At 64.5% G+C, this 16,259-nt stretch carries 16 protein-coding genes; 10 read left to right on the top strand and 6 right to left on the bottom strand.

Annotated elements, in window-relative coordinates; all coding sequences use genetic code 11:
• Positions 1 to 187 precede the first annotated feature (187 nt).
• From argH to C480_RS09285, 3 genes are all read right to left on the bottom strand, one after another.
• Positions 188 to 1,678: an argininosuccinate lyase gene (argH, locus tag C480_RS09295; protein WP_006665358.1), complete on the bottom strand. Its 1,491-nt coding sequence runs from the start codon at positions 1,676 to 1,678 to the stop codon at positions 188 to 190.
• Between the two features lie 2 nt (positions 1,679 to 1,680).
• Positions 1,681 to 3,000, bottom strand: coding sequence for an argininosuccinate synthase (locus C480_RS09290; RefSeq protein ID WP_006665357.1), 1,320 nt, complete (start codon positions 2,998 to 3,000; stop codon positions 1,681 to 1,683).
• Positions 3,001 to 3,385: 385 nt separating this feature from the next.
• Positions 3,386 to 4,693, bottom strand: coding sequence for a helix-turn-helix transcriptional regulator (locus C480_RS09285; RefSeq protein WP_006665356.1), 1,308 nt, complete (start codon positions 4,691 to 4,693; stop codon positions 3,386 to 3,388).
• Between the two features lie 86 nt (positions 4,694 to 4,779).
• On the opposite strand from C480_RS09285, the gene C480_RS09280 reads away from it, so the two are divergent.
• The 6 genes from C480_RS09280 (at position 4,780) to C480_RS09255 (ending at position 8,187) form a co-directional block, all read left to right on the top strand.
• A complete protein-coding gene (locus C480_RS09280; protein WP_006665355.1) occupies positions 4,780 to 4,965 on the top strand; it encodes a DUF7554 family protein in 186 nt (61 codons plus the stop codon).
• Between the two features lie 137 nt (positions 4,966 to 5,102).
• Positions 5,103 to 5,618, top strand: a complete 516-nt coding sequence (locus tag C480_RS09275; RefSeq protein ID WP_006665354.1) for a 2'-5' RNA ligase family protein — start codon at positions 5,103 to 5,105, stop codon at positions 5,616 to 5,618.
• Positions 5,619 to 5,848: 230 nt separating this feature from the next.
• The gene (locus C480_RS09270) at positions 5,849 to 7,021 is read left to right on the top strand and encodes a YeeE/YedE family protein (RefSeq protein WP_006665353.1); all 1,173 of its coding nucleotides are present in this window, start codon (positions 5,849 to 5,851) and stop codon (positions 7,019 to 7,021) included.
• A 76-nt stretch (positions 7,022 to 7,097) separates the two neighbouring features.
• Entirely contained in the window at positions 7,098 to 7,391 is a 294-nt protein-coding gene (locus tag C480_RS09265) for a sulfurtransferase TusA family protein (RefSeq protein ID WP_006665352.1), read from the top strand.
• Positions 7,392 to 7,409: 18 nt separating this feature from the next.
• Entirely contained in the window at positions 7,410 to 7,751 is a 342-nt protein-coding gene (locus tag C480_RS09260; protein WP_006665351.1) for a rhodanese-like domain-containing protein, read from the top strand.
• A 67-nt stretch (positions 7,752 to 7,818) separates the two neighbouring features.
• The gene (locus tag C480_RS09255; RefSeq protein WP_049903500.1) at positions 7,819 to 8,187 is read left to right on the top strand and encodes a hypothetical protein; all 369 of its coding nucleotides are present in this window, start codon (positions 7,819 to 7,821) and stop codon (positions 8,185 to 8,187) included.
• A gap of 32 nt (positions 8,188 to 8,219) precedes the next feature.
• Here C480_RS09255 and C480_RS09250 read toward each other — a convergent pair whose 3' ends face one another.
• Together C480_RS09250 and C480_RS09245 are read right to left on the bottom strand one after the other, a co-directional pair.
• The gene (locus C480_RS09250) at positions 8,220 to 10,421 is read right to left on the bottom strand and encodes an ATP-dependent DNA helicase (RefSeq protein ID WP_006665349.1); all 2,202 of its coding nucleotides are present in this window, start codon (positions 10,419 to 10,421) and stop codon (positions 8,220 to 8,222) included.
• 89 nt (positions 10,422 to 10,510) lie between these two features.
• Positions 10,511 to 11,473, bottom strand: coding sequence for a cation diffusion facilitator family transporter (locus tag C480_RS09245; RefSeq protein ID WP_006665348.1), 963 nt, complete (start codon positions 11,471 to 11,473; stop codon positions 10,511 to 10,513).
• A gap of 141 nt (positions 11,474 to 11,614) precedes the next feature.
• On the opposite strand from C480_RS09245, the gene C480_RS09240 reads away from it, so the two are divergent.
• Together C480_RS09240 and C480_RS24530 are read left to right on the top strand one after the other, a co-directional pair.
• On the top strand, positions 11,615 to 12,187 hold the full coding sequence (locus C480_RS09240) for a metallophosphoesterase (RefSeq protein WP_049903510.1): 573 nt from the start codon (positions 11,615 to 11,617) through the stop codon (positions 12,185 to 12,187).
• Positions 12,188 to 12,191: 4 nt separating this feature from the next.
• Entirely contained in the window at positions 12,192 to 12,314 is a 123-nt protein-coding gene (locus C480_RS24530; RefSeq protein WP_275040273.1) for a hypothetical protein, read from the top strand.
• 220 nt (positions 12,315 to 12,534) lie between these two features.
• Here the strand turns inward: C480_RS24530 and C480_RS09235 are convergent, their stop codons facing one another.
• Positions 12,535 to 13,647, bottom strand: coding sequence for an arginase family protein (locus tag C480_RS09235; RefSeq protein ID WP_006665346.1), 1,113 nt, complete (start codon positions 13,645 to 13,647; stop codon positions 12,535 to 12,537).
• Positions 13,648 to 13,820: 173 nt separating this feature from the next.
• Here C480_RS09235 and C480_RS09230 point away from each other — a divergent pair, with 173 nt between their 5' ends.
• Together C480_RS09230 and C480_RS09225 are read left to right on the top strand one after the other, a co-directional pair.
• A complete protein-coding gene (locus tag C480_RS09230; RefSeq protein WP_006665345.1) occupies positions 13,821 to 15,224 on the top strand; it encodes an aspartate aminotransferase family protein in 1,404 nt (467 codons plus the stop codon).
• 6 nt (positions 15,225 to 15,230) lie between these two features.
• Positions 15,231 to 16,238 carry an NrpR regulatory domain-containing protein gene (locus C480_RS09225; RefSeq protein ID WP_006665344.1) on the top strand — a complete coding sequence of 336 codons (1,008 nt, stop codon included), beginning with the start codon at positions 15,231 to 15,233 and terminating at the stop codon, positions 16,236 to 16,238.
• Positions 16,239 to 16,259 lie beyond the last annotated feature (21 nt).

Genomic DNA, 16,259 nt, shown 5'->3' with positions numbered 1-16,259 from the left:
CACCTGGGAGCCATACCACCTTAAATCCACCGAATCTATAATTTAAATTATAATTCTGCAATACCCACTAACGGTGGAAAAGAGCCACAACACGACCGATTTCTTTTTTGTATGTCACAAATAGTGTATGCTGTCCCCTCAAGGGGACGGCGGTCGCGGAGGCGAAACTGGCGACGGCAAGGGTGACTCAGACATAGTCGTTCACCTCCTCGCGCAGCGCCGTGTGTGCCGTCTCGAGTTCACCGGCGAGCTCCGAGTGGGTCGACTCGTCGGCTCCGAGCGTATCGCGGCCCGAATCGAGCTGTGGGGCCGTCGCTTCGGGGGCCGGTCCACCCTGTGAATTGCGGCTCGCGACGCTTTCGACGGGATCGAGCGCGTCAGTGACGGCATCGGGGTCGACGTAGGACGCGAGCGGTTCGCCGAGAACGGCTTTGGCGGCAGCGTCGAGCGCGTCGTAGTCCGCGGAACCGTGTTCCGCGCTAGTTTCGGCAGCGGTAGCGACCAGTTCGTGAGCCGTCCTGAACGGCAGGCCGTTCGCGGCGAGCAGGTCGGCGACCCCGGTTGCCGTCGAGAAGCCCGCACCGGCCTCGGCTGCGAGGGCATCCGCGTTCCACTCGGCCGTCGCGACCGCCCCGGCTGCAACCTCGCTCGCCTCGACCACTGCATCGACAGCTTCCCACGCGTGGGTCGTCGCGCGCTGCAGGTCGCGGTTGTAGGCGCGAGGCAGTCCCTTCAGCGTCGTCGTCAACCCCTGAACGTTCCCGGCCGCGTCACCCGCGACCGCGCGGACGAGTTCGAGCGTGTCGGGATTTTTCTTCTGGGGCATGATCGACGAGGTCGAGGAATAATCGTCCGCGAGGGAAACGAAACCGCGGTTCGCGAAGATGATCAGATCCTCCGCGAGCCCGGACAGCGTCGTTGCATGGGTCGACAGCGCCTGCGTCGTCTCGAGCAGGAAATCCCGGCTCGAGGCGGCGTCCATCGAGTTCACAACCACGCCGTCGAACCCGAGCAGGGACGCGGTGAACTCGCGGTCGATGTCGAAGGTCGTCCCCGCGAAGGCCGCGCCGCCGAGGGGGGACTCGTTGATCCGGGCGTAGGCCTCGAGTAGCCGTTCGGTGTCGCGGCGGACAGCTCCCTCGTAGGAGAGCGCCCAGTGAGCGACGGTGGTCGGCTGGGCCGGCTGCAGGTGGGTGTATCCCAGCATGATCGTTTCCGCGTGCGCGTCCGCAACGTCGAGGAGCGACTCGCGGAGCGCAAGCGTCGTCTCGATCGCATCGAGCACGTCCTCGCGCAGGCGGTAGCGGATGCAGGTCGCGACTTCGTCGTTGCGCGAGCGCGCGGTGTGCATCTTCCCGCCGTCAGCACCGACGCGTTCGATGACGGCCGTTTCGATGGCCTCGTGAACGTCCTCGCCGTCGGGCAGCGAGTCGTGGCCGGCGACTTCGATCGCATCGAGCGCGGTCAGAATCGATCCCGCCGTCTCCTCGTCGATAATCCCTTGCTCCGCGAGCATGAGGGCGTGTGCGCGATCGACCTCGAGATCGGCCTCGAAGATCCGTTCGTCGGCCGCAAGCGAGGAGAGGAAACTCCGTGCGGGGCCGCCGCTGAAGCGGTCTCGCCGGACGACGCCCGACTCGTCGCCGTCAGCTCCGCCGCGAGCGCTCTCCTCGGTCATGTCTACTCCTCGCCTCCGTCGGTGGCGAGTTCGACCGTCTCGGCGTCCGCGTCGGTGTCGTCGGTCACCGCGTTCGCGAGGCGGCGCTGGAAGCCGTGGTACTTCGCGACGCCGGTGGCGTCCTCCTGTGTGATCTTGCCGACCGTTTCCGTGTCGAAAGACGCGTGTTCGGCCGAGTAAGCCGCGAACTCGCTGTCACGAGCGACCGGGCGCGCCTTGCCGCCCTCGAAGCGCACCGTGACGGTGCCGGTGACGCGCTGCTGGGTCTGGGCGATGAAGCCCTCGAGCGCACCGACGAGCGGCGCGTCGACCAGCCCTTCGTAGCCCTTCTTCGACCAGCGCTGATCGATCAGCTGCTTGAACTCGCGTTCTTCCTGGGTAAGCACGAGCCCTTCCAGGGCTTCGTGAGCGTTGAGCAGCGTCGTGGCGGCGGGGNCGATCAGCTGCTTGAACTCGCGTTCTTCCTGGGTAAGCACGAGCCCTTCCAGGGCTTCGTGAGCGTTGAGCAGCGTCGTGGCGGCGGGGTGCTCGTAGTTCTCGCGGACTTTCAGCCCGAGCATGCGATCTTCCATCGAGTCCGTGCGGCCGATGCCGTAGGATCCGGCGAGTTCGTTCAGGTGCTCGATGAGCGAGACGGAATCGTACTCCTCGCCGTCGACGGCGACGGGGTAGCCCTTCTCGAAAGTGATCTCTATTTCCTCGCTCTCGCCGGATGGTTCGTCCGTCCAGTCGTAGATATCCGTGGGAGGGACGTAGCTCGGGTCCTCGAGTTCGTCGCCCTCGACGGAGCGACTCCAGAGGTTGGTGTCGATCGACCAGTCGCCGCCGCTGCCGCCCTCGACGGGGAGGTCCTTGTCGTCGGCGTACTCCTGTTCCCACTCGCGCGTGAGTCCGAGTTCGCGCACGGGGGCGATGACTTCGAGGTCGGAGTCGCGCCAGACGGCTTCGAACCGGAGTTGGTCGTTCCCTTTACCCGTACAGCCGTGAGCGATGCCGTCACAGTCCTGTTCTTGAGCGACCTGCAGGATCGCCTCGGCGATGACGGGACGAGCGAGCGCCGTCCCGAGCGGGTAGCCCTGGTAGGTCGCGTTCGCGCGAACGCTGTCGAAACAGAGGTCGGCGAACTCGGCTTTGGCGTCGACGACGTAGTGATCCAGATCGAGTGCTTCTGCGGTCTCTTCTGCTTCGTCGAACTCCGAGGCCGGCTGGCCGACGTCGACGGTGACGCCGATGACCTCGTCGTATCCGTACTCTTCCTCGAGCAACGGGACACAGACGGTCGTGTCCAGTCCACCCGAGAACGCGAGTGCAACGCGTGTCATATCCGAACAGAACCGAGGGACATACTTAAATTCATTGCTTTGAGTGTCGTAATTTATTCAGAGAGCGGACGCTAACCGGAAAAATAGGAATTACCTATCAATTTGGGAAACAGCATGGAACGTGGGGGAAGGGATAGTACGGGCTCAAAGGCCCGGTCGCGGTCGTCGCGGTCGCGGGGAGACAGTCCCGCCGGTCACGAAGGAAGCGAACGCAGTTGCAAGACCGGCGGACTGCGTCATTGCACCCACCTACGAGACTTGACCCTATTAAATCCTCGTGTCGGGCAAATGTTGCACCGGGTTGCACACGAAGTGAAAAGCGCCGTGGCTTGGGGGATCAGGCGCAAGAATACGGAACGAAATTGTCGCCAGTTGCTACCTACGACTACTGTTCTGACTCGGCTTCGTCCGGCAGCGCCAGCACGTTTTCGCGCCCGATTCGGAAGACGTCGATCTCGTCGTCCTCTCGCAACCCACCGACGACCTGACTCGTCTTGGCTTCGGTCCACTCGAGTTCGGAGACGACCTGTTGTTGCTTGATCCGGCCGCCGGAACTCTCGAGGAGTTTGAGCACGCGCTCTTCGTTGCTCAAGAGTTCCGGCGGTGGACTGTTCGATCCGGAATCACTACCGTTACCGTTCCCGCGAGGAGACGACCCCGAAGCCGCGGTCGACGACTCCTCCATCGGCGCTCCCGCCGCCCCGTTTGTCGGCGGCCGGGACTGTGAGTCAGTACTGGAACCGGATCCGAACCTGGAACCGCTCCCGCTTCCGGGACCACGCCGAATCCACCACGCGGCGGCTCCGATACCGACGCCAACCGCCGCCAATACGACGAGCGTCGCAACGATAACCAGCCACGACAGCGACGGCCCCTCAGTCGCTCCGTCCGACGTATTGGCAGTCTCGCTATCCTCGGTCATGACGATCATCGGCTGGTCCTCGAGAAATTCCGTTTCGGCCCCGTTCCAGAGAACGGACTCCTCCGAGGACCCCGACGGCTCCGGATCAGCCTCTTCGATCACGTACCCGTCCGGCGGGATTATCTGCAACGTCGTCCCCTCGGTGGGTGTAAACCAGCCCGCAAGCGCATCACCCGCCTCGATCTGGTTCAACACGACGTTGGCGAACGACGACCACTCGAACGTGAACGTGACGTGACCGAGATCCTGTGGCGTCGCCGAACTCGTCGATGTCGTCACCGTGGTGTTCGAGACGTTCATCTCCCGGTCCGTCCTATTCTGTGCCTCCTCGATGTCTTGTTCCCAATCCGCTTGTTCGCGTGCAGCATACGCGTCCGGATTGTCCTCGACGTCCGACTCGAGTTCGTTCCAGTCATCCGACCCCGCCTCGAAGCGATAGTCAACCTCGACCGTCGCAGAGCCATCCTCCTCGAGGAAGATGCTGACGCGGGTCTCAGTCGAGTTATTGAGATGTGAACTCGCAGCCGGAGCGTCGTCTTGCACCTGCGGCTGTAGTTGTTGTGACTGTAACAGTAACTGTGACTGTGACGAAGTCACAAACTGACCCGTAGCCTGACCCTGTTCGTGCACTGGCACCTGTGTCGACGTGAGCGACTGACCGGCCGTCGTGTCGGTCGCCACCACAGCACCCGACATGGACCAGCCCACCGCAACCGTACACCAGACGACGACGAGTGCACATACCAGGGCTCGGAGCCCCTTCCCGTCCATTACGTACAACTGCCGGGGCCGACTAAATAGGTCTTTCCGACTCCAGTAGCGGAGTATTTTTCAATTTCCCTGACAAAGAGTTCCCTATGACCGACACTCGTGGTTCACTCGCGGTCGAAACCCTCCTGAAACTCGTCCTCGTGTTAGTCGCCATCCTGCTCATCATCGAGGTCATGCAGGCGATCGTCGGCACCATCGTCGGATTGCTCCAGCCGCTGCTCATGCTCGCGATCCTCGGCCTGATCGTCCTGTGGCTGCTCGACCAGTTGTAAGCGGCGCTGAATCGGCGAGTCAGCGAACGTGGTGCGATTTGCACGCTCGCACGCGTAACAAGATAATCAAGGCGAGAACGGGAACCGGAACAGAACGCTCAAACACACCCCGCCACAATTACTACCCGACTCGACGCGTGTACAGCGTTATCGCCCCCGTCCCCGGCCGCGTCCGCAAACTCGCTACCGACCTCCATCCCGAACTCGTCGCCTTCGAGCACGTCCGCCAGACCCACTCGTGTCTTCTCAAACGGCTCGGCGATGCCACGCAGGCGCAGTTCGGCCACCTCCAGCGCAAGACTCACCGCGCACTCGAAAACACGGCCGCCGTCGACGCGACGATAACCGGTATCGACTACTTCGACGACCCGCCGATCGGCTCCGCACCCGTCGTCTACCTCAGCGTCGACAGCCCCGGTCTCGAGGCCATTCACGCCGAACTCATCGAGACGTTCGACCCCCTCGACGACCTCGAAGGCGACGACTACGTCCCCCACATCACGCTCGCCCGAGACGGCGACACCGCAACCGCACGGCGACTGGCCGACCGTGAAATCGACCCGATCACCTGGACCGTCACTGAACTCGAGTTCTGGAACGGCACGGAGAAGGTGCCGGCGAGTCGCGTGCCGTTGTCGTCACGGTCGTTGTAGTCGTCGTAATTATCGTAGTCGTGGTATCGTCATTTCGTTCTCGCAATGGGCGGTGCGCGGTAGGCGCAAATGCTGCTGGTAGCTAGTAGTTACAGAGACGCCAGTACACGACGTTCGGCACCGGGAACAGCCGTTACCGGCCGGATTCGGCGACTCGAGTTCGTCCGGAGTGCGGGAATAGTCATCCGGCTGGACGCGAGTTAAGGCCGGCGAGCCGTTGCCTTTCGATGGTGCTTTCGACACTACTCGTTGCAGCGCTCGTCGGGACCGCGCTGGGGGCGTTCCTCCAGAAGGGGCGGTTCTGCTTCGTGAACGCCTTTCGGGACTTCTTCGCGTACAAGGACTCCCGCGTCACGAAGGGCGTTCTCGCCGCGACGCTCTTGACGATGGTCTTCTGGGGGATCGCCTACCAGTTCGGGTACTATCAGACGTTCTGGACGCCACAGTGGGGCCTCACCGGACTCGTCGGCGGCTTCATCTTCGGAATCGGGATGACCTACGCCGGCGGCTGTGCCAGCGGCACGCTCTATCGTGCCGGTGAGGGCTACCTACAGTTCTGGCTGACGCTGCTCTGTATGGGTATCGGCTACGCGGCGTTTACCGTCGCCTTCCCGACGCTCGATAGCACGTACTTCGCGGCGCTGACGGTGGGCGAGGGCGTCAGCCTGTTTACCGTCACGTCGATCCCGGCGGGACTGCTCGGCGTCGGCGTCGCGATCGTCGCGCTGCTCGGGTACGCCACCCTCGTCGGACGGGCCTCGACGACCGCCGAGTTCGGCGAGCGCGCGGACGTGGCCCAGTTGCACCTCGGGGCGCTTCGTGCGCCGGTCATCGGGTTACGACAGTTCGCCCGCGGGACGGCCACCTACGCGCGCGGTCTCGCTCGCGCGTGGCGAACCCCGATCGCCGCGAGCAAGCAGCCCTGGGACCCGCGGACCGCCGCCCTCGGAATCACCGCCGCCGCCGTGCTCTGGTTCACCCAGCACTCGATCGTCGGCGTGACCGGTCCCGAAGCCCGCTGGACCGGCTATCTGCTCTCGCAGGTCGGCGTCGAGGCGAACTCGTTCGAGTACTGGGGCTCCGTGCTCTTCCAGGGCCAGGGCGTCGACGTGACCGTCGACATGGTGATGATCGCGTTCGTCATCGTCGGCGCGTTTCTCGCCGCCGTCTGGAGCGGGGACTTCGCGGTCCGCGTGCCGAAGCGGCGGCGACTCCCGAACGCGGTCGTCGGCGGACTCCTCATGGGAGCCGGCTCCCGACTCGCGCCCGGCTGTAACATCGGGAACATCTACTCGGGTATCGCCGAGCTGTCGGTCCACTCGTTCATCGCCGCGGTCGGCATCGTCGCCGGCGTCTACGTGATGACCCACTGGATCTACCGCGAGGTCGGCTGTGCCATCTGATGCGCCACCTCCGGTCCGATACCTGACCGAATCGATCGCCAACCACTACTGACCCCGAATCAACACGCACAGACACATGCCATCCATCGACGACGTAACGAACACCCCGGACGAACTGAGCGACGACGACGCAACCGAACTCTTCGAGGAGGCCGACCTCGTCCAGGACATGATGGGCGAGGTCTGTCCGTACCCGCAAGTCGAGGCCAAGAAGGGCCTCCAGCAGCTCGAGTCGGGCGACCTCCTCGTCCAGGAGACGGACCACGTCCCCTGCACCGAAAACGTCCCCCGAGCCGTCGGCGACGACGCCGACGCGAAGGTGTGGCGAAGCGGCGACGCAACCTATCGGATCTACCTCCGGAAACGGTAATCCACCCTGTACACGACAATGATCGACGAACTCTCCCCCGAAACGGTCCGCGACCGCATCGGCGACGATGGCGATGACGATGACGATGAACTCGACCTGATCGACGTCCGCGAGGACACGGCCTACGACGACGGCCATCTCCCCGGTGCCGAACACGTCACGATCGACGAACTCGAGGAGACGGTCGTCGACCGCGACTGGGCCGACGAGGTCATCGTCTACTGCTACATCGGAAAGACCTCGATCCAGGCCGCTCGACTCATCGACGAGTACGGCGACGCAGAGTCCGTTGCGAGCATGGACGGCGGCTACGAGGCCTGGGAGTCGGCTACGTCCGAATCAAGCCTCCAGCCGCAGTAACGGAAGACGCACAAGACACAGCAGTTCGGCCAGAAACTATTCGTGGCTACTATCGTGTCTCTGTTCTATGAACCGACGTTCTGTCATGGCACTCGCTGCAACGGTGCCGTTTGCAGGCTGTACTGGACTCCTCGCCGGCGGTGGCGTCGATACGACGATCGGCGAGGACGAAGTCGTCGAGTTCAGTGCCGACGCGGGATCGGAACTGGAAATCACGGTGGAGGTCGAAGAGATATTTCCGCTCGGTGACGGCGAGAACGGGAGCTCGGATCTCGAACGCGAGGGGATCGGATTTCGACTGGATCACGAAGAAAACGGCATCGTCGACACCCGGACGATCACGGCGGACGAGGAGACGTTCGAGGTGTCGGTCGAGGACGGCGGAACGCACGTCGTGATGCTGATCGGCGGCGTCGGGCACGTGACGATCGAGTGAGCAGGGCGGGCGTCGAAAGCGCCCGTGCCGAATCAGGGTGCCGGTGGGTCGCCACCGTAGCAGTCGTGGTCGCCGTAGAAGTTTCGCATCGCGAACTTGAGTTTGTCCGAGCCGATATCGAGTAGCTCCTGTCGTTGTTCGTGCGGAAAGGTACTGTTGACGCTGTACTTGCCGAGATCAGACTTCGCCTGCTTCGAGTAACGCCGGTCGAGGAGCGCGCGGACGCCGATGTCTTCGGGCGAGCGGATGACCCGGCCGAGCGCCTGTCTGGTCTTGCGGACGGTCGGAATCTCGACCGCGTAGCGCCAGCCGGTCTCGGTGCCCTCGAAGGCCGCGTCGTAGGCCTCCTGGACCGCCTCGGCCCGGTCGTCGAGGTGCGGGTACGGAACCCCGACGACGAGCACGGTTCGGGCGTCCTCGCCGTCGAAGCTCACCCCCTCCGCGAGCGTCCCCCACAGCGAGGTACAGAGGACGGCGTCGTCGTCCGCGATGAACTCTTGTCGAAGGTCCTCGACCGCGACGCCCGGTTCATCGAGGTAGACAGTCCTCTCTGACCGGTTTTCGAGTCGTTCGGCGTACCGACTCGCTTCCCCGTAGTTCGGGAAAAAGGCGAGCGTGTTCCCGGGCGTCATGCGAACGGCGTCGTGGATCGTCTCCGTGACATCCGTCTGGACCGCCGGGTCGTCCCGGTCCGAAGAGAAAAGCGGCGGCGTCTCGACGGCGTAGGTCCGGCGGTTGTCCGCGGGAAACTGCAGTCCGTAGGCCATCGTCACCGGCTTCTCCAGCCCCAGCACGTCCTCGGTCACGTCGAACGGCTGCAGCGTTGCACTCATCAGCACGGTTGCGGACACCTCCTCGAACAACTGGCCGGTGACCTGTCGAGGCAGACAGGAGTACAGCTCCGCGCGGCCGTAAATCTCGTCGGTCCCCGCGTCGCGGGTGACGGAGACGACCGGATAGAGCCCTTCCTTTGCCCCTTCGTTCATCCACGCGCTGACGAACGCCGCCGCCTGGAGCGTCTGACACTCCGTCCGCGTCGCCGTCTCGCCCTCGCGGTAAGCCTCCTCGTACTCCTCGTCTAACTCCTGGCCGAGTTTCATCGCCGCCTCGAGGTCCGCCTCGATCCCCCGCCCCGAGTAGCGCTGCAAGAACTCGAGTGTGAGGTCGTCGCGTCGGCCCTCGTTGGCGATCGGGACGTCCTCCCAGTTCTCGCCGATCCGTTCGCGCGCTCGCGGCCCGCGGCCGCTCGCGTTATCCGCGGCGCGTTGCACCGCGCTCTCGCCGAAGCCGAAGGAGTCCTCGTAGGTTTCGACGAGCGCCCGGTGGAAGGCAGAGAGCGCGTTCACGGCGTCCTCTGCGCGCGGATCGTCCGTCTCCGCGAGTTCATCCAGCGCGGACTCGAACGTGCGTTCGGAGCAGGTCCGGGTGGCGTGCTCGCGGGCGGCGTCTTCGACGTTGTGGGCCTCGTCGAAGACGGCGATCACGTCATCGGGGTCGCGGCCGAGCCAGCGGAAGAACTGCTCGCGGATCGTGGCGTCGAGCAGGTGGTGGTAGTTGCAGACGACGAGGTCGACGCCCTCGATGCCCTCCTTCAGGAGTTCGTAGCCGCAAAGCTGGCGTTGCTCTGCGTAGTCGTAAATTTCGTCCGGGGTGCGAACGTCCTCGAAGAGCCAGCCGAAGAATTCCTCGGTGTCTTCGGTCAGGTTGTTCCGGTAGTACTCACAGACGTTCTGGTCTTCGAGGTCGTCGAGGCGGTCCTCGATGGACTCGAGTTCGTCCATGACGGCGCTGCGGGCGTCGGCCGCGCCGCCGTCGCCGTCCTGGCTCTCTTCGAGGAGTTCGCGCTGGCGGCGTTCGAGTTGCTGTTTGTCCTGTTCGGCGTCGACGACGGCGCGGGTGTTGTCCCGGAGCGTTTGGCACTCCTCGTAGCCGACGTCGATGTGACACATCGAGCCTTTGCCCTTGAAGACGACGGCGCGGATCGACTCCTCGCAGGTGATCGCGCGGGCTTCCGCGACGAACTGGCGCATCTGCTGGTGGACGTTCGTCGTGATGACGACGGTCTTGTCCTGTTCGCGGGCGACTTCGAGAGCGGGGACCAGCGAGGAGAGGGTTTTGCCGGTCCCGCAGGCTCCCTCGAAGAGTACGTTTTGCCCGCGTGTGAGCGCGTTGTGGATGCGGTCCATCGCCTCGCGCTGATTCTCGTACGGCTGATCGTACGGGAAAAAGCGCATGTACCCGGCTGTCTCGGACACGATAGGTGATTGGTTCCCGCTCCGATAAAAGGGTTCGTCTCGGATGAGTACCTGCGGTCGCGATGCGCTCAGAGGCGATCGGACTGCGACGTTTCGGGTTCGATGTAGACGCGCTGGATCTGGTCGTCGTGCTCTTTCAGCGCCCGTTCGATAGCGGTGATCCGCTCGTCGATCGTCGCCGCATCGAGTTCGGATTCGAACGCGACATCTGCGGTGACGAGTAATTCCTCTGCGCCGAAGTAGACGGTGCGAAAGTCGACGAGTTCGGTGACGCCGTCCCAGTCGGCGACGATGGCGCGGAGTTCGTTTTCGGCGGGGGCGGGTAAGCTCTCGCCGAGGAGGAGGCGCTTGTTCTGCCAGGCCAGGGCGATGGCGAATCCCATGAGCAGGATGCCGATAACGAGCGCAGCGCCGGCGTCGTAGATCGGGTTATCGTACGTTCGAGAGAGGTAGACGCCGAGGAGGGCGATGCCGGCACCGGCGAGCGCGATGGCGTCCTCGGTGAGTGCGGTCAGCGTCGTCACGTCGCTGGTCTTTCGGAACGCCTCGCGGAACGACTCCCAGCCGTACTCGTCCATCTGGGCGGTAATTCCCTGGTAGGCCTTCCAGAACGCGTAGGATTCGAAGGCGATGGCTCCGAGCAACACCGCGTAGTTGACGTAGATCGGATCGAACGTCGCGCCGAGCAGCGTCACCGGCTCGTTCGCCCGGTGGACTTCGCCGGCTTGCAGTGCGCTGTAGCCGTGTGTCGCGCTCTCCCAGCCGGCGATGCCAAACAGCATGACGCTCACGAGGAAGCTGTAGAAGAACTGGGCCTTGCCGTGGCCGAACGGGTGACTTCGCGTGGGCTCCTGTGCGCCGTAGCGGATGCCGATCAGCAGGAAGACCTGATTGCCCGTATCTGAGATCGAGTGATAGGTCTCCGAAAGCATCGCGGGGCTGCCGGTGAGCACGAAGCCGCCGAATTTGAGAACTGCGATCGCAGCGTTTGCAAACAGCGCAGCGATGACGACGGCGGTACTGGTGGCCATTGGGTTCACTATCGAGACAGGTTCCTAAAGAAGTATGCCGGACGCGGGAAGGTATCATGTTGGATGAATGTCTATCCTCGGTGAGAGACCGACACCACTACACCGAAACCCATGCCACGGACGGCGGTCGTAGACGAAGCCATGACCGACTCAGACACCAACACCGACTTCGACTCCGACTCATCGGCGACGACGATTACCGTCCTCTCTGACACCCACAGCGCCGACGGACACGAACTCGACGGCGACGTGCTGCGTGCGGTCCGAAACGCGGATGTCGTTATTCACGCGGGCGATTTCACGAGTTCAGCGGCGCTCGATGCGTTGCAGGATGAGTGTGCGGTCCTGTTTGCAGTCCACGGCAACGCGGACAGCGCGGCGGTTCGCGACCGGTTGCCGACGGCCCGCGTCGTCGAGGCGGGTGGCGTTCGCTTCGCGGTTACGCACCGCCGTGACGGCGGCGAGACTGGATTAGCGATGTTCGGCCGCTCGCGGGACGCCGACGTCGTCGTCTCGGGACACACCCACTGCCCGACGGTCGTTCGGACGGACGATTGTCTCCTGTTGAATCCCGGTAGTTACGCCCAGCCGCGCGGGAATCGGCCGGGGTACGCCGTTCTCGAAACCAGAACCGACGGCGGCGACGATACCAGCGAACTCACCGGCGAAATCCGCGAGCCGACCGGTGAACTCGTCGAGTCGTTCGTCGTCTGAAGACATGAGTCGACTGCCGCAGGAGCGGGCAGTCGAAGCGGCGAAAGGTGGAGGAGAGACGAGGACGCCAGCGGGTGGCGAACAGCGGAGACGGCTGCGGTGGGTGGGCGGCGAGCGGGAGGGGTGAGGATGATCGGGGGTGATCGGATTGGGGGATTGGGGGTGATCAGGGCATGGCGATGGTGGATGGGGGGGGATGTGGGGGGGATGCTACCTGACAGCCCTCGAGTTCACCGGCCGATTCCCACCGCGGTGGGCCGGTGATCGAGGCGCATTTTGACCAACGGTGGCAAACACATTATAGTCAGCGCAAGGTGAAAAATCAGTTTTAGTCTCCGGTGGGTTGCTCACTCGAGGTCCCACCAGTCGGCGTAGTAGTCGGTGATTTCGGCGAGCGTTCCGGCTGCGGAGTCGAAATCCTCGTCGAGCCACGGGAACGGATCGGCAACTGCTGACTCGAGATCGAGCGCGCCCTCGAGCGTACCGAGCATGGCGTACCCGAGGTGGCTCGGGTGGTAGCCGCCTTCCTGCAGGACGACGAGTCGCCCGTCGGCGGTGCGCGCCGCGAGTTCGCGAGCGCGCCTGCCGAGCGATTCGAAGCCGGCTTTCGTCACGACATTGCGCCCGAGCGGATCGACGACGCCGGGGTCGCCGCCCGCGCTGACGACGAGCAGGTCGGGGTCGTACTGGTCGAGGACGGGGGTGACGAGCCGATCCATCGTCGCACGGTATCCCTCGTCGCCGGTTCCGGGCGGAAGCGGGACGTTCAGGTTGTAGCCTTCGCCCGGGCCGACGCCGTGTTCGTCCACGGTGCCGCGCTGCGGATGGGCATCGGGATTCCACGAGTCGTGGTCGTTGTGAACGCTGATCGTCAAAACGTCCGCGCGGTCATAGAAGATTTCCTGCGTGCCGTTGCCGTGGTGAACGTCCCAATCGAGCACGGCGACCCGGTCGACGGTCGTGTCGGCGAGCACCTGTTCGACCGCGACGGCGGCGTTATTGAAGAAACAGAACCCGTCCACCTGCGCCGGCTGGGCGTGGTGGCCGCTCGGCCGAACGCAGGCGTAGGGCACGTTTTCCAGCCCGTGTTCGAGGGCGTGCTCGGCGGCGGCCGCCGCTGCCCCCGCGGCGTGGCGGGCCGCCCGGGCGGTCGCTTCGTTCGCGCCGGTCCCGCCGGTGATCCGTCCGCCGCCGGCGGCACAGAACGCTTCGATCGAATCGACGTGAGCCGGCTCGTGGACGCGATGGAGCTGGTCGTCCGTCGCGCGCGGTGCCGATTTCCACTCGATCTCGTCGCCGAACTCGTGGCGCAGAATGTGGCGAACGTTCCGTACGCGCTCGGGCCGGTCCGGGTGGGGTTGTTTCACTGCGAGACGACCGCTCCACTCGGCTTCCCCCTCGCCGGCGGGCGGTTCGTGCGCGAGGAAACTGTCGTGCCAGAAGGCGGTTCCAGAGACCATAGAGACCCCAGGAATCTCGATCGTGGTATATGTGTGCATTGCGGAAGGTCGAATCGATCCGTCAGACGGGTCGCGAACGATCCGCCGCCCTGAATTGACTCCAGATTGATAGAAAGATATATTATTGGCCGCTACAAGACATCCTAGAACCGGAAGAGTGTTTCCGGGATTCGATGACCGATACCCACTCGCCACACGCCACGTCGACGGACGAACTACTCGCACAGGCGTACGATCAGTACCAGAAACGGACATCGAGCTCGGAAGCGATGGCCGACGAACTACGGGAACTCGTTCCCGCCGGCGTCTGTAGCACGTTTCGGGCGTACGAGCCGTATCCCGTCCACGCACGGCGGGCAGCGGGAACGTCCATCATCGACGTCGACGGCAACGAATACCTCGATTTCGCGTTGAACAACGGTACCCAACTCGTCGGACACACCCACCCACAGCTATCTGCGGCCGTGAAGTCGCAGATCGACGACGGAACGCTCTACACGCGACCGAGCTCCCTCCTCGAGTTCGCGGCGCAGCCGCTGATCGACCGCTGGGAGGCGATCGAGCAGGTTCGGTTTACGAACAGCGGAACCGAGTCGGTGATGCACGCGATGCGCCTGGCGCGGGCGGTGACCGGCCGCGAGAAGATCATTCGGATGGAAGGAGCCTACCACGGCGCGCACGATCCGGCGCTCGTGAGCAAGATGCCGCCGGTCGACCGCGCCGGGCCGGCGGCCGATCCGACGCCGGTCAAAGAATCGCAGGGAATCCCCGAATCGGTGCCGGAGAACATCCTGCTCGGGCAGTACAACGATGCCGACAGCGTCGAGCGGCTGCTTCGCGAACACGAGGGCGAGGTCGCCGGCATCCTCGTCGAACCGGCCTGCTTCAACCTCGGCGTCGTCGAACCGGAAGGTAGTTTCCTCCAGCGGCTGCGCGAACTCGCCGACGAGTTCAATGCGGTGTTGATCTTCGACGAGGTCAAAACCGGCGTCAAACTCGCGCCCGGCGGCGGAGCCGAGTACTACGGCGTCCAGCCGGATCTCGTCGCGCTCGCCAAGGCGATCGGCGGCGGCTACCCGGTTGGTGCCTTCGGCGGCCGGCGCGAGTTCATGTCCCAGATCGCGGCGGACCTGGACGAGGGCGTCGCCACCGGTGCCGCCCATTACGGTACGTACAACGGCAACCCGCTCTCGCTCCGGGCGGTCGGGGTTACGCTGCGAGAAATCCTGACCGACGACGCCTACGATCACGTGACCGAACTCGCCGACCGACTCGCCGCGGGCTATCGCGACGTCATCGACGATGCCGGTCTCGAGGGCCACGTCGTGACCGCCGGTTCGCAGGGCATGGTGTACTTCACCGACGAGCGGATTCGGACGTTCCGCGACTGGGAGCACGTCGACGAGGAGTTCCACGAAGCCTACTGGTTCGGCATGCTCAATCGCGGCGTCATCCCGCACCCGCACGACGCTTCCCAGCAGTGGACGATCAGCGTCCAGCACACGGCGGACGACATCGACGCCCACGTCGACGCCTTCGCGGATCTCGCCACGCATTTATCCGCCGCACAGCAGTAGTCAGGCATGACGAGCGATCCGGACCGGCGGACGTACGACATTCTTCGCCTGCTCGACGCACACGAGCCGATCGGAAGCGTCCATCTCACCGAGCACCTCCGAGAGCGAGGCTACTCGCTCACCGAACGAACGGTTCGGCTCACGCTCGCCGACCTCGACGAAGACGGCCTGACCGAGAAGGTCGGCGGGAAGGGACGGCGACTGACCGCGGCCGGCCGCGCCGAACTCGAGCGCGGCGGCGTGAGCGGCCGGGTCGAACAGGTCCGCGAACGGCTCGCCGATCTGACGAGCCGCGTCACCTACGATCCGCTCGCGGACGAGGGTGCCGTCGTCGTCGGCACCGTCACCGTTCCCGCAGCGGCGCACGAGCAGGTCGACGACCTTCTCACCGCGATCGACGACTCGCCGCTCGGACCCGTCGTCGCGTCCCTCGAGTTCAGCGAGCGCAACGGAGCCGAGTACATCGAGATCACGACGCCCTCGAGCGTGACGATCGACGGCGTCTTGCTCGCGGAGGGGATCGACAGCGATCTCGATACCACCGGCGTCGTCGAGTACCACCCCGATCCGGAGACGGTGCCCTACGAGGACCCCGAACCGACGGCACACGGCGGGGCGATTCGACGGTTTACCGACGTGATCGGCGACGAGCGCGCGACGGTCGACATGGTATCGTTGCTGATCGAGGCCCGACGGACCTCAGTCGAGGCCGCACTCGAGGGTGAGGCCGGCCTGTTGGTCGCCGACAACCGCGAGTTCCCGCTCGCACATTACGACCGCGCGCACGAACTCGCGGCGACGACCCGCGACCGCCTGGGCGGCGTCATCGACGCTCGTCGGCCCCGCGAACCGGGGCCGTTTCCGTGGGACGAACCGGGCTGGGCGTTCGCCTCGCTCACCTGCGTCGGCGCGTCCGAATGTCTCATCGCCCGCTGCGTGGAAGCCGACGTGGCAACCGAGTGGACGACGCTCGCCCGCGTCCAGTCGCGAGCTGAACTCGACGACTGGTCGTGACCCACCGTCATCGAACCCGAA

The sequence above is a fragment of the Natrialba aegyptia DSM 13077 genome, assembly GCF_000337535.1.
Classification (GTDB): Archaea; Halobacteriota; Halobacteria; order Halobacteriales; family Natrialbaceae; genus Natrialba; species Natrialba aegyptia.
The sequence above is the reverse complement of the archived record's forward strand: the minus strand, read 5'-3'. Positions and strand labels throughout refer to the sequence as shown.

What these genes read in the sequence shown, in the direction of transcription:
- argH (WP_006665358.1), bottom strand. Translation starts at nt 1,678, where the DNA reads ATGACCGAGGAGAGCGCTCGCGGCGGAGCTGACGGCGACGAGTCGGGC.
- C480_RS09285 (WP_006665356.1), bottom strand. Translation starts at nt 4,693, where the DNA reads ATGGACGGGAAGGGGCTCCGAGCCCTGGTATGTGCACTCGTCGTCGTC.
- C480_RS09280 (WP_006665355.1), top strand. Translation starts at nt 4,780, where the DNA reads ATGACCGACACTCGTGGTTCACTCGCGGTCGAAACCCTCCTGAAACTC.
- C480_RS09265 (WP_006665352.1), top strand. Translation starts at nt 7,098, where the DNA reads ATGCCATCCATCGACGACGTAACGAACACCCCGGACGAACTGAGCGAC.
- C480_RS09260 (WP_006665351.1), top strand. Translation starts at nt 7,410, where the DNA reads ATGATCGACGAACTCTCCCCCGAAACGGTCCGCGACCGCATCGGCGAC.
- C480_RS09255 (WP_049903500.1), top strand. Translation starts at nt 7,819, where the DNA reads ATGAACCGACGTTCTGTCATGGCACTCGCTGCAACGGTGCCGTTTGCA.
- C480_RS09250 (WP_006665349.1), bottom strand. Translation starts at nt 10,421, where the DNA reads ATGCGCTTTTTCCCGTACGATCAGCCGTACGAGAATCAGCGCGAGGCG.
- C480_RS09245 (WP_006665348.1), bottom strand. Translation starts at nt 11,473, where the DNA reads ATGGCCACCAGTACCGCCGTCGTCATCGCTGCGCTGTTTGCAAACGCT.
- C480_RS09240 (WP_049903510.1), top strand. Translation starts at nt 11,615, where the DNA reads ATGACCGACTCAGACACCAACACCGACTTCGACTCCGACTCATCGGCG.
- C480_RS24530 (WP_275040273.1), top strand. Translation starts at nt 12,192, where the DNA reads ATGAGTCGACTGCCGCAGGAGCGGGCAGTCGAAGCGGCGAAAGGTGGA.
- C480_RS09235 (WP_006665346.1), bottom strand. Translation starts at nt 13,647, where the DNA reads ATGGTCTCTGGAACCGCCTTCTGGCACGACAGTTTCCTCGCGCACGAA.
- C480_RS09230 (WP_006665345.1), top strand. Translation starts at nt 13,821, where the DNA reads ATGACCGATACCCACTCGCCACACGCCACGTCGACGGACGAACTACTC.
- C480_RS09225 (WP_006665344.1), top strand. Translation starts at nt 15,231, where the DNA reads ATGACGAGCGATCCGGACCGGCGGACGTACGACATTCTTCGCCTGCTC.